This window comes from Bacillus cereus group sp. MYBK220-1, assembly GCF_051916445.1.
In the GTDB taxonomy this organism is placed as follows: domain Bacteria; phylum Bacillota; class Bacilli; order Bacillales; family Bacillaceae_G; genus Bacillus_A; species Bacillus_A cereus.
The window spans coordinates 193,294-206,608 of record NZ_JBQAGQ010000005.1 but is presented as its reverse complement, the minus strand read 5'-3'; the positions used below and the strand labels follow the sequence as shown (position 1 = coordinate 206,608).

Here is a 13,315-nt window from a genome sequence, read left to right as displayed (position 1 = left end):
ATGGGGAATCTTAAATTCAAAAATATAACTTTATTCGAATTTATTATTTTCATCCATTCGCTGCAACTTGCATCTGGTATGTTAATTATGCCAAGCCCACTTGCTACTACTGCTGGTACAGATGGCTGGATTTCGATCATTCTCGGATGGATAGTTACTTCTATAATCGGTGTAATTATTATATTAATGTTACAAAAAAATCCAAACAAAAATTTCTCACAAATCTTAAAAACATACTTTGGTAAATGGATAGGAACAATTTTTTTTCTTTTATATGCCTGTTATTTATTTTTTGCTGGATTTAATACTTTATTAAAGGCAACTGATATTGTAAAAGTGTGGATATTCCCTTCCACTCCTGCTTATCAAATCACCATATTATTACTATTACCTTTTATTATTTTAACCCTGAGTGGGTTAAGGGCTCTTACTAGTTATTCTATGCTTGTTTTCTTCTTCACTACTTGGATGCCACTATTTCTTCTGTTTTCACTAAAGACTAACTACACCCCTTTACACCTACTACCTATTTTTAAAGATGGATTATACCCTATTATAAAGGCAACAAAAGAAACCATTACACCTTATGCTGGCTTAGAAATTGCATATTATATATACCCGTTCTTACAAAAAAAACAAAAAGCCATAAAAGGACTACTAATAGCGAATACTGGAACTATGTTTTTCTATTTATATGTGACTATTCTTTCTTATATATACTTTAGTCCAGAGGGGATAAAAGACGTAATCTGGCCAGTATTTCATCTGTTAAAAGGGGTTCGTTTTTCTTTCATGGAAAGATTAGAAATTATATATATCGCTTACTACTTGATTGTATTTTCCACTACAATATATCCGTATTTATTTTTCAGTTTTGAATCTATGACCATATCACTTCAAAAAAACGCCCGAAATTGGGCGCTGCTTGCTTTTATGTTATTTATAGTTGGGCTATTTATTTTCCTAAATCCCGATGTGGATCAATATTTGTTTATATATTCTCTTATGGATATCTTAAATGTCATTTTCTTTATTCTTTTACCAATCTTATTTTTCGCTTACAGTATTCTTTTTACTTGGGTTACTAGGAGGAAACAACTTTGATTCGAAAATGGATATGGATTGTAATTTGTTGTGTGTATATAATTGGTTGTAGTCAGAGAGTTCCTCTTGAGAAGGTTTCATTAATCCTTTTAATCGGCTTGGATAGAACCTCTAATGGAGACATAAAAGTTGGAACAAGCATACCACTCTTTCATCATAAGCAGCAAAAAAGTACTATAGAGCATTGGACACAAGCATCAACTGTATATAATGGATTCAGTAAGATAGATACGAAGTTAACGGGATATCTGACAGCTTCCAAAGCTGAAATCATTTTAATTGGGAAAAAATTAGCGCAAGAAGCAAACTGGTTGCAGGAGCTTGATTCTTCTTACCGTGATCCTTACGCTACCATTAATGCTAAAGTAGTACTTGTAGATGGACCTGCAGAAGAAATTTTTAAAATTCATAAGCCTAGTAAACCATCACTTTCATCTTATATAAATGGTGTAATTGAATCGTCAATTCAAAATAACCAATCAGTCTCTTCTACAATTCAACAATTAATGAGAGAACAAAATGAAGAAGGAATGACGCAAACTGTTCCAATTATCAAAAAAACAAAGGATGAAATCGACACAGTAGGAATTGCATTTTTAAATCGAAAAGGGAAATATTTGACTCATATCCCTAAAAAAGATGTTAAATTTTTCAATCTTATAAATAAGCCAAAAAGTAACGGGCGAATGATACTACACCTTGCACTTCCTCCTAAAAATTCCAACAAAAAAACAAATACTTCTATCTTCGTACAGAACACGACAAGGAAGGTAGATGTAACTTTTCAAAATGGAAAGTTTGTATTTAATCTCGATATATATGCTAATGTAGCTTTAATAGAAAAAACTAATCCGAATTTAATTAAGGGGTACTATGATAATAAAAAAAATATAAATAATTTAAAAAGTGCTATTCAAAAAGAAATTAATAATAATTTACAAAATATGTTGTATGAAATACAGCAGAATAAAATTGATCCAATCGGATTATCCCTATATGCTAGAGCATTTCAATATAAAGAGTGGAAAAAAGTAAAAGGAGATTGGTCGCAAGCGTTAGCAGAGGCTAAAATAAATGTAAAGACACACGTCAAAATAAAAGATACTGGGACCATTAGAAATTAATCTAGCATTTAATAGCATTTCTCAAAGGAATCACATATTGTTTTAGTGATTCCTTTGAGAAAATAATGCTTTGCTTTAACAAAAAGACAGTATATGCAATTATTCATTTATTTGTTCTAGTTATGAAAATATCTATTCTTGTCAAAAATGCTCAGTTCAAAGAAAAAATCCTTGTCTTCTTCTACTTATCCTATCCGAAAAAGAAACAAGGAAAAGTTTCGATAATTACGTTTTGCTTTAACAATTTTTAACTATTCCCCTTCTTGTAGCTACTCCACTAAAGCTCCTGCTTATATAATAAAAGCTCAAAAAGAGAATTCACTTTTCAAATCCAACCTATCGAATCAATTATTGTCTAATAATACCACACCATCTTTATCAACTCATTTTAGAATATTTGAACAATAATTTTATATACAAGCTCTGCATAAATTATTCATTTTCATTTATATAAGGCCTACATTTTTACTTCTGATAAATTATCAAATATTGAATTATTATACACAAACCTAAAAACACGAGGTATTTTGTAGAATTTTGTCTATCAATATGTATGTACACCCTTATGTAGTGGATATAGACTGTGAGGTGTAAGGAGGTACCTTACAAAATAACGAAAAGGAGATTATAAAATGATTAGATTAACGAAAATCTCAAAGTTAGCATTTGCAACATTAATTGTGGGAAGTAGTTTAAGCGTCTTTATGTCGTCACACAGTGTACAGGCTGACACCTTAGATCATAATTACCAAGACACTCAAAAATTCATACCACCTTCTAGTGCTAGACAAACATTGGAACAACAAAACACTATTGTTCCAGAATCAAAAGTTATTAAAAACCATTATGTAAAATATTCTAAAGCGCATTTCCAAACTAAAGAAAGTATACCAAAAGAGATTTATTATTCTTCAGAAGGCTTTAAGGGCTATATACAAGCTAGTACCGTTTGGGATATGGGAGATCATTTCGCAACGCTATATTCCGGAACCGTTATTCGATGTTAGACTTTTAATCCCTTCTCTCCTAATGCTTATAATGATCAATTGCTCACTGCCAATATCGTAATATCTATTGTTCAAAAAATAAACCACAAAATCTTTCGATTTCATGGTTTATCAAATATAAAGATAATGCTAAACGAATACTCTAACATTACCTTCCCCAAAGTTAATTATAGAGTATTTTCAAAAAAAAGACACTCTTGTAGTGTCTTTTTTATAAGTATTTAAAAAGAATTCCGCCTACTAACACCTTATTGTTGCGGCTATTCATTTATTTCAATATGATACTTTTCCATCTCGTATATGCAATAGACAATGATAGCCAAACTCCAACTGACACCATAATAATTATGTGTGTAGAAGTCATATCCCGCCTTAATACCTTTCTCTATTACAACCAATGTAAATCCTAAAGCCACCCATTTGTTAATTTTCATTTTAATAAACGTTAAAGAGATAATTATTAAAAATAAAATATTTGTAAGATGATTTATCATTAGCTCATATTTTTGAATGTATACTGCCATTATACAAGCAACGATATTAGTCGCAATGCCAAAGGCAACCACCGCTCCCCAAATCCTGTCCGAAAGTCCCACTCCTGAGTCAGTCCCTTCCTAAACAAATATCCCTTTCTTTAATTCGTTCCTACACCCTATTCAAGATATGCTAAATTATCCTTGTCTGATGAATATCTATTTATCTTTTCATATAGAGCAAACAAAATCTTTACTCATAATTTTTTCTTTATTCTTGATATAAAGACTGTTTTTATGAGCATTTCGTATAAGTATGATGTAACTGATTAAAGCCATTTTCAAAGACGACATATCGGCGATAATTTATGTCTATTTTATATTGGTGTTAGCAAGTTCGTTTGCAAACTTGTTAGCACTTTTTTATTTAGATAATACACACACTTTCTTACATACTGATTATTTTCCCATTGAAGTACTTACGTTCTAAGGATATACCTTTATTTCATGTAATTACATTGGAAAAGTATAGTAAAGTGGAGGTCATTCGTTTCAATTCCGGAACAGTTCATTGGAAATAACGAGATTCTTAACTAATTAAATAAAGTTCCGAAATCACTAGTTACAGATGATACATAAGAACAACTTGAGCAAGAACTAATAGATTCAATGCAAATTTAAAAAGAAATATTGGTTTCACATTACCGTAATAACTGTATATCAATACGAATACATAAACATTATCCATATTGATATACAAATTTATCTTAGCTAGAGAGAGAAGCTCCTACATCACCAATCCCTTGAATCATGTCAATTTTTACGTTAATTCTGTTTGGTGATCCTATAAGATTATCTGTTGAATTGCTTTCTACTTTTATATTTGGTCCAATAATAGTAACTAGATCTTTGCTAATGTGCAGTATAAAACCTTTGATATGAATATCTTCTAAAAATAATATAATGTATAAATTGGTTAGTTGATAATCACATAGTAATTTTTTAATTTCAGTTGTTTTTATTTCAATATTATTAGATGTATCTATTTGGTAATGAGATTCTTTTTGACTATATAATAATTGCGAATTATCTTGCGATAGTATGAATTTTTTAGGGGTTGGTGGATTTTTAAAAATATCACTTAATCTTAATAAAACACGAGAGGATTTTGGGGTTTTTAATGGTTTTGCAGAAGCATCAGTGGATTCTTGAGGTCTTATTGGTTTTACAGAAGTGTCAGGTGATTCTTGAGACCTTATTCGTTCCGTTGAAGTATCAGGTGATTCTTGAGACCTTATTCGTTCTGTTGAAGTATCAGGTGATTCTTGAGGCCTTATTGGTTTTGTGGAAGTATCAGGTGATTCTTGAGGCCTTATTGGTTTTGTGGAAGTATCAGGTGATTCTTGAGACCTTATTGGTTTTGTGGAAGTATCAGGTGATTCTTGAGACCTTATTGGTTTTGTGGAAGTATCAGGTGATTCTTGAGACCTTATCGGTTTTGTGAAAGTATCAGGTGATTCCTGAGGCCCCGATGAATATGCAAAAGTTTTTGGTGGAATAAAAAACGGGATAGGTTTTATATCAAATAATTTAAATTGAGTATTTTTTTGATTTGAACAGAACTTACACATATAATCCCCTCCTATAAAAGTTTGTATTATATTGTAAACATGACTTGTATAAAAGTGATAGTGCAATTACCTAAAATATTAATATTACTTATATTTTAGGTAATTGCACTATCACTAGGCTTGTATGTAATTAAATTCAAATTCTTCATTTGATAAATCATTTATACAAATTTTATATAATATTAAAAAAATGCACTAGGATTACAAATACCTAGTGCATTTTTAAGCTTGCTAATTACGCTCCTCGATCATCACTAACTGATAAAATATCACTAATTTTCACACTAATTTGGTTAGGATTTTCAAGTGCATTTCCAGCATTATTACTTTCTACTTCTACGCCTTCTCCATTACCACGACGAAGCGTAACAAAAGTTTCTCCGATTCGAGTAATAAGACCTTCTACGTGGAATGAAGGTAAAAATAATACAACTCTTGCTCCTACTAATTGAAATGCGCGTAACAAAGTACGGATTTCATCTTCATGATGTTCTGCCATTTTCATCAACCTTTCCTTTGGAATTTATAAAGTAGTGAAGAAGTCTTTTTGAATCAAACCTACTTACTATATAAAATGAAAACTAGTAAAGTAAATCTCATCTTATTTTAGAACTACCTCACTGCTTTATAAGATAGACTATGTTTTTGATTACAATTTGCTTAGACTTGATCACTATTGATATAAAAACAAACGTCCCCCTATTTATTCTGAAAATTCAGATAATAGTTTTAGAGGATTTTTCTATGAAAAATCTTGATACTTTCCTCACCAAAAATTACGATAATTTTCTATTTATTAAATCAAATAAATTAGAATAGCAAACAAGAATATTCCTCCTTATAAAAATGAATTTCTCTTTACTGCACAGCAATTAACTTTGAATTTGCTATGATATAAAACATTTAGCCTTTAGAGTGTGTCGCACCATTGACATTTTTAGCCATTGCAACATCTTCTAATGGCTTTCCTACATCATTTGTAGGTCCGTGATATCTAATTTCATAAGAAGGAGTGACTTTCATTTCTTCACGCGTCATTCCAAACTGCCTATATAAACGTACACATTCCAGAACACCTTCTCATTTTTTCTACGTTGCTACTCTATCGATTTTGGATAAGAAAGATAATTGTTTAGTCATGTAAGACCACTCCTTTTTATTTTTTATTACTTTTGTCTTAATGCTCCGCGTCTAGGTTCATAACAAGATCTATCCCTCCCCATTAAATACTCGATTTCACGAGTGCTTAATTTCTCTTTTCGTTTTTTCTTAGTTTTCTTTTTTGTCTGATCCGATTTCTTTTTCCATTCACGTAATTGATCTCTTAACCCCTTCATTTCCCCATCTCCATCTCCCTTTTCAAAATAAAAAGGACACCTATTCCTAAAACAGCTTTCATTGCTGCTTTAATGAATTGGTGTCCTCTAGTTTTCTAGCCAGACTGAATTTATTTTATGATACTTGACTGCATGAAAAGATTCATCCATGCTTTATCTAATCTGTCTTTCTCATATTTTTGTATAGCCTTTGCGCGACGAGAAATTGCTTTTTTTAATTTCTTCTTTTTTAAATTAGTCAATCCTCTCACTCCTTCGTATGGAACGGTTTACTGTCCATTTTAGGGCGTTTTCATTAATTTAATACCCTATTACATTCAAAAAACTGCTCAAATGGAAATTGTACCTATATAATTTCAAAATGATTATTTTGTTTGAATTTTCATAAAAATTTTTAAAAATTCCTCAATATTGGAAATAGCTATATAATAAAAATGATTAGATGTTAGGAGTGCTATAAATGCCTGATATAATTAAAGTCTGTATTGTAATAGTCGTTGCCTTATTTTTAATGTTTTCCATAATATCAGAGTTTAAAAAACCTCATAAAGGTGTGTTTTGGTTCTCGATTGACGTAATGTCTCTCCTTGTAACTTTTTTACTAATAAAAGTCTATATCGTCAAACATATAACGTAATCACTTTAATAAAACTCAATATTCCTTCAATACTATAGACAACCCATTTTTCAAACCATATTCCATGAACCAAGCAGTTAGCTTTAGCTAGCTGCTTTTTTATTAAACGGATAAAATTCAATATTCTAACAATAATACTCATAATACAACTTGAGAAGTTAACTTTTGTTAGCTGCTCTTTATTTGTACAAGGTACTCAATTGACTGGCGCACATATAATATCCTGAGTTCCTTTCTTTATAAAATAGTCGTTATAAAATGAGACTCGTCACGAGAGCACTTTACTAAGTGCTCTTTTTATATTCCAACTTAATACAAAATGAAAGTTTGATTAAGCTTATTTTTACTACCGCATAACATGTTTAATTCTGCTTATAATATAGTTGTAACTTAAAGTTACATATCATTTACTTGTAGGGCCTAATTTTCTTTTGTACAACAAGCAGTTAGCTAATTAAGCTGGCTGCTTTGTTGTGCAAAAAGAAGTTTTTATACGATTTTAAATACATTTAAAAATAAATTCATATGATATTACGTATTCCTCTCTTTTACAAAATGGTTTTTGGTCAAAAGAGCACTTTTATGAAGTTCTCTTTTCTCATGGAATTAAAGCTCTACAAAATAGCGTTTTTGTTTAGTTTCAATCTAAAAGTAAAATTTTCATTTTTTTCATTCCACTGAGTTCATAACATATTCTTTTCCCCCGATAAAGTAATGATTGGATGTCCCATGCGCACTTTATCCACTGGAAATAATACCTTTCACGTACTTACGTATTAGAAACTTCATTTTTGCTTCTTCTGCAATAGCAATTTTGTTCACTTTTTTGATACATTTATGAAACATTCACATGTTATCTTCAATATGTTCTATTCTTTTTGAAAAACCATGTGAGAATACCAAAACAAAAAGCCCTAGAGCCCTAATTCTAGGGCTTTTTGTTTTCAAATAAGGATTTTGTATTAAATCTGCACCAAGTTTAAGAAGCATACATACCATATCTTGTGCACCTTTTTTATATAAATCTTGTTCATTGGGCGCCTTTAAAAGCGCTCTTTTTTTTGAAAAACTACACAAAGAGAAAAAAAACGCATACAATGTCACGTATTCTTTTTCATTGTAAGTTTGGGTGGAAGAGCGTCCTCCAGGACGCTCTTTATATTTGTTTATAAACAAATAATTTACTTAAAAATACTCACAGTTTGTATAAACCAAACATATATTTACATAGACAAGACATAGCTTTTTATTAAACATGCACAATTTTTGTGCATGTTTTTTTATTTAACAAAAATTACATATTTTTTAGTTCAGATTATGTTAAGATTTACTTCATATTCGAATTATGGTTTCGTATCTAATTCAGCAATATGTGAGCTGTTTACCTAAAGAAAAGACACCCAAAAGGTGTCTTTTCTTCTTTTAACCTGAAAAATATTTTCCTTTTCAGTAAGATCCAATTATCCCTCTAATCTAAACCTCATATTTAGAAGGAATTTAATCAAGGTATTCAAGAGTTTTCATCTATTTCAATAGGCCTATAATTTAATTTCAAATCACATTTCCAGCACTATATTTGCTTTCTTACATATTTTCTATCTTGTTCTTAATTCTGTCAAAATCCTCATGTAGCTATACAAAGAATATATGCTATTATAATTCTAAGAAACTATGTGTTCCCTTAACCCTGTATTTTTACAGGGTCTTTGTTTATTTTATTTACTTTTATTGGCTTATAAGAGTTAATACACAACCATTTTCAATTAAAACCGTTTAAATGTTAGTTAGAATTTGAAATAATATATCTATTAGCTTTTTTAACAAATGAAATCTACTATTAGATTTCTAAATGTATACTGTACTAAGCACCGATTAACACTATACAAATAGTGTTAACTATGTTAATTGAATATTGGTAATAGTAAGTATAAATATTATCAATTTACTATATCTTACATTTATGTAAAAATAGATGTATGTTAAGCTTATTCAAAATCTTTCCCCTAATAAAGATTTGAAGTAGCATTTCATGATTCTCCTTACTGTTAATATGCCTTGAAAAAGAACCCTATAGGGTTCTTTTTCTTTTCATTATAACCTCAGTAAGTCCTTATTTAACATGTAAAAAGGACTGCTAATTACCTGCAGCCCTTTACACTTTAATATACACTTGTATTAAATACTTAACACTTTATCGTTTTCCGACAGAAGACTCCTTCTTCAAAAATGTGAAGGTGTGAAACACCAATTTTAGGTGGGAGATGAATGTCGGTTGGCATAAGCCAACATGTTTGTTATCATTTACTTATACAGATTGCTCTTCGAAAACTGAAGATATGAGGTTGGTTGCAGAAAAACGTTGCAACCGTAAAATCTTCAACGTTCTATCGCCCCATGCTTGCCGAAGTTGCGAAAACCAAGCTAAAGTAGGGAGTGTGGTGCGTTAACGTACAAGATACTTATGTTCTCACCGTAGGGACTACGGGTAGAGCCTGCTAAGATAACCGGTGGATACACCGGTGTTCGCAGGAATCTCCCACTTCAAAAAGTCCGTAAGGGCGTTAAGTGGCGAGTAGTTCAATGTATTAGACATTCAGACATACTAAACATGCCATTATCATTTAGACATATAACACTTCAAAGTTTAGAAGTATACAATAACAAATCTTTCCCAGCTTCCAGCTACATAACTAGTAGCTGTTAATTCTCTACCACCATTTGCTGATATATACCTACCATTACTGAGTGCTTGTAATACATATATCCTATTGTCTCCACCATTATATAAGATAAACTTTTCCCATGCCCCAATTGATGTACGATCTGCTACTACTCTACCATTTGGCTCAAACGAAACATACTTCCCATTACTTTTGGCTTTTAAAGCGTACGTATATAATTCTCCAGTCGGAATTAATTCAAATTTCTCCCATTCATTAACTACATTACGATTTGCTGTTACATTTCCCAAAGGCTCAGCAGAAACATATTGTAAATTTGCCGCCTGTATAGCAACTGTCCAACTTCCATTAAATAAATTCACGCCTTTTAGTGAACCTGCTTTTGATAGATTCGCTGCCGATACATCATTCGATGGTGTAATCATCAATATCATTAAAACCATCGGCAACATCATTAAAACTAACTTTTTTGAGATTGTATTACCACTTGCACGTGTTATGAACCTCTTCATTCCCATTCCTCCCTTAATATACATAGTACTCATATACATCATACCGAATATGTAAAATATTGTAATGCTCGAGAGGGTTTATCAACAAATACCTTACTATTCTGTTTCTTTTTTCTCAAATCTATAGCACTTAAACATGTATCAATTCTCAAGCACATTTTTAAATTCCCCCCCCTGATAAACAAATGTAGCAGTTGATGGCAATGAGAGTATATACAAAAGAGAGAGTATTTTCGTTTCACTTTTCTTTGAATAAAAGCCAAATAGCCGTTCATAATGAACGACTATTAGCATCTAACGAGTAATTAGAATGTTTTTCATGTTAATCTATTTTGTTTAATCCCGTTGAAGTAACTTGATAGGTTCTTTTTTTGCCTATATATTCGTGTTTATTATTCTCAAGATTAATAAGTGTAGCGCGTATCTTTTCCTTTACTGCTTCCCCTTCTATATGGGTAAACTCAATGTAATCTCCCACTTTTACGGGCACAGTTTGGCTTTCAGCATTTTGCTGTCTATTTCCCACGATTTCCTTATTGTACAAAATACTACCGGTTGAATTCTTTACTGTAATACTTGCATACGTATTATTAAAGTAAGAATGTGGTACGCCCGCTTCTAAATTCACCTGCATTTTCTCTGTTGTCTTATTATAATCTACTTTTGCGATTTCTCTATCACTATATCCTTTTAATGACCACCCAAAATGATTTCCATCTAAAACCGTTGTTTCTGGCATTTTCTCTACTTTCTTCAAGCCTTCTTTTGTAACTTGATATCTTGCTGTTTTTCCAATGGTTTCATTTTTGTTATTTTCAAGGTTAATTAAAGTTGCTCGCGTTTTTTCCTTTGTTGCTTCTCCTTCTATATGGGTAAATTCAATGTAATCCCCTACCTTGACGGGCACAGTTTGGCTTTCAGCATTTTGTTGTTTATTTCCCACGATTTCCTTATTGTACAGAACGCTACCAGAAGAATTCTGAACCTTAATACTCGCATACGTACTAGCAAAATAGGAATGTGGTACACCTGCTTCTAGTTTTACCTTCATCTCTTCTACCGTTTTATCATAATCTACTTTTGCAATTTCTCTATCACTATATCCTTTTAATGACCATGCAAACTTGTTTCCTTCTAAAATTGTTGCTTCTGGCATTTTTTCTACTTTCTTCAGGCCTTCCTTTGTAACTTCGTATATGGCTTTTTTTCCAAAGCTCTCTTGTTTACTATTGTCTACATTTGTAAGAGTAGCTCTATGTACACCTTCTAGATGTGTTAACTCTATATAATCGCCTACTTTGACTGGAACTTTTTGCGATTCAGCATTTTGCTGTTTGTTTCCATAAATCTCTTTGTTATAGACCATTTTACCTGATGTGTTTTGCACTTTAATACTTGCATATGTACTATCAAAGTAGTCATGTGGTACACCTGCTTTTAGATCAATTTGCATTTCTTCTGTTGATTTATTTAAATTTACTTTTGCGAATTCAAAATCTCCAATCCCTTTCAGCGACCATGCAAATTCATTACCTTCAAAAATGTTTGGAGATTCATTTTTGATTTGTACCTTTTTCTCAACAGTTTGATCAAATATATCCGTTAATACAATTTTTGCATAAGCATTTGTTGGTAATGATATAGATTGACTGATTCCATTTTGATAAGATTTAATATCATTAATTATGTTAATAGGTTGGCCCGTCATATTTTCATTGTTATAAATTTCAATTTTCCCCTTAAATTGCGGAGTACTATTTTCTTTTAGTTTCCAAGATACATTTAATTTTTCATTTTCATAATATATAGATTGGATATCAAAATCTAGTTTTCCTATTTCAGGTTGAGTAGGTTGATTTAGCGTGAATATTTTTCCTGACCCAATAGTAGACTGCGTATTACCTCCTGCTTTGACCCATACATATTCTGAAGTAGATCCTCCATCATATTGATAAGTATTATCATGCGTTCCAGAAATACTTTGATTATTCCAAGAACTCCATTGTTTATCAACTAATTTTCGGCTATAACCATTTTTCAGGCGCGCTTCTCGAACATTCTGTCCACTATCAGCCCAGTCTTCTTGAAACATTCCTAATCCATGATTAAATGCAACATTAGCAACCGGAAAGTCCATAATTGCAATTTGATGCCATTTATTCTTTGTTACATCTTTCATCCATTGTCCAAATTTAGTATGACCATTTTCTTGCCATGAACGCATTGTCATTGTGTACCAATTGTAGTCTTTCCAACCATAAGTTGTTTGAACCTTCATTCCTGTTCCTTCTCCTCCAAAGGGTCCAGCTTGCGAATTCGGAGATAAGTATTCGGCCTTTATTGCTTCTTTAGAGGAAATTGGATCCCATAAGGCAAAATGTAAAGTACGTTTTCCATTTTCATCAAACCCACTTTGTTGTTGAAAACCAGCATATCCTCCAGCCTCACCACCTGCATTCCAGTTGTGTACAGCCCAGTACGTATAAGGTGGTGTCTGAACTGGTGACCAGTCTATACTAATAATATCTGAGGCAGGTATATTTTGGGGACTCACATAAACTGCTGGAGCAGCTGAATGTGTTGCAGCTTTAGTGTGCAAAATAGACGTTCCAAACATAGAAAACATGCTACATGCTGCGGTAATTATAATAACTTTATTAAATCTTTGCTTTGTTTTCTGACTAATCACTAATCTACATCCTTTTCTAATTTTTATTATTGAATACTAACGTAGTAGAGAAATCTATCAAAATTCAAACAACATCCAGTAATTCTTTAAAATACTGGATGTTGTTCTATCTTTACATCT

General features: G+C 31.5%; 11 protein-coding genes and 1 pseudogene. 3 read left to right on the top strand and 9 right to left on the bottom strand.

Annotated elements, in window-relative coordinates:
* From ACTFRU_RS21530 to ACTFRU_RS21520, 3 genes are all read left to right on the top strand, one after another.
* Positions 1–1,104: a GerAB/ArcD/ProY family transporter gene (locus ACTFRU_RS21530; RefSeq protein ID WP_136985934.1), complete on the top strand. Its 1,104-nt coding sequence runs from the start codon at positions 1–3 to the stop codon at positions 1,102–1,104.
* A complete protein-coding gene (locus ACTFRU_RS21525; RefSeq protein WP_440037851.1) occupies positions 1,101–2,228 on the top strand; it encodes a Ger(x)C family spore germination protein in 1,128 nt (375 codons plus the stop codon). The genes ACTFRU_RS21530 and ACTFRU_RS21525 overlap by 4 nt, the downstream gene beginning before the upstream one ends.
* A gap of 632 nt (positions 2,229–2,860) precedes the next feature.
* Complete coding sequence (locus ACTFRU_RS21520; RefSeq protein WP_440037850.1) at positions 2,861–3,235, top strand: hypothetical protein; 375 nt, start codon at positions 2,861–2,863, stop codon at positions 3,233–3,235.
* A 260-nt stretch (positions 3,236–3,495) separates the two neighbouring features.
* On the opposite strand, the gene ACTFRU_RS21515 is transcribed toward ACTFRU_RS21520, so the two are convergent.
* The 9 genes and pseudogenes from ACTFRU_RS21515 to ACTFRU_RS21475 form a co-directional block, all read right to left on the bottom strand.
* Positions 3,496–3,831, bottom strand: coding sequence for a hypothetical protein (locus ACTFRU_RS21515; RefSeq protein WP_440037849.1), 336 nt, complete (start codon positions 3,829–3,831; stop codon positions 3,496–3,498).
* A 644-nt stretch (positions 3,832–4,475) separates the two neighbouring features.
* Positions 4,476–5,339, bottom strand: coding sequence for a hypothetical protein (locus ACTFRU_RS21510; protein ID WP_440037848.1), 864 nt, complete (start codon positions 5,337–5,339; stop codon positions 4,476–4,478).
* 235 nt (positions 5,340–5,574) lie between these two features.
* Positions 5,575–5,844 (bottom strand): hypothetical protein, encoded by a 270-nt coding sequence (locus tag ACTFRU_RS21505; protein WP_440037847.1) that lies wholly within the window; start codon positions 5,842–5,844, stop codon positions 5,575–5,577.
* Positions 5,845–6,278: 434 nt separating this feature from the next.
* A pseudogene (locus ACTFRU_RS21500) lies at positions 6,279–6,479 on the bottom strand (ArpU family phage packaging/lysis transcriptional regulator); the annotation flags it as partial.
* A gap of 26 nt (positions 6,480–6,505) precedes the next feature.
* Positions 6,506–6,676 (bottom strand): hypothetical protein, encoded by a 171-nt coding sequence (locus ACTFRU_RS21495; RefSeq protein WP_440037846.1) that lies wholly within the window; start codon positions 6,674–6,676, stop codon positions 6,506–6,508.
* 110 nt (positions 6,677–6,786) lie between these two features.
* Positions 6,787–6,918 (bottom strand): DUF3983 domain-containing protein, encoded by a 132-nt coding sequence (locus ACTFRU_RS21490; RefSeq protein ID WP_141402337.1) that lies wholly within the window; start codon positions 6,916–6,918, stop codon positions 6,787–6,789.
* Positions 6,919–8,159: 1,241 nt separating this feature from the next.
* Positions 8,160–8,489, bottom strand: coding sequence for a hypothetical protein (locus ACTFRU_RS21485; protein WP_237657519.1), 330 nt, complete (start codon positions 8,487–8,489; stop codon positions 8,160–8,162).
* A gap of 1,468 nt (positions 8,490–9,957) precedes the next feature.
* Positions 9,958–10,506 carry a fascin domain-containing protein gene (locus ACTFRU_RS21480; RefSeq protein WP_098592445.1) on the bottom strand — a complete coding sequence of 183 codons (549 nt, stop codon included), beginning with the start codon at positions 10,504–10,506 and terminating at the stop codon, positions 9,958–9,960.
* A 322-nt stretch (positions 10,507–10,828) separates the two neighbouring features.
* A complete protein-coding gene (locus ACTFRU_RS21475; RefSeq protein ID WP_440037845.1) occupies positions 10,829–13,195 on the bottom strand; it encodes a putative mucin/carbohydrate-binding domain-containing protein in 2,367 nt (788 codons plus the stop codon).
* Between the last annotated feature and the right edge of the window lie 120 nt (positions 13,196–13,315).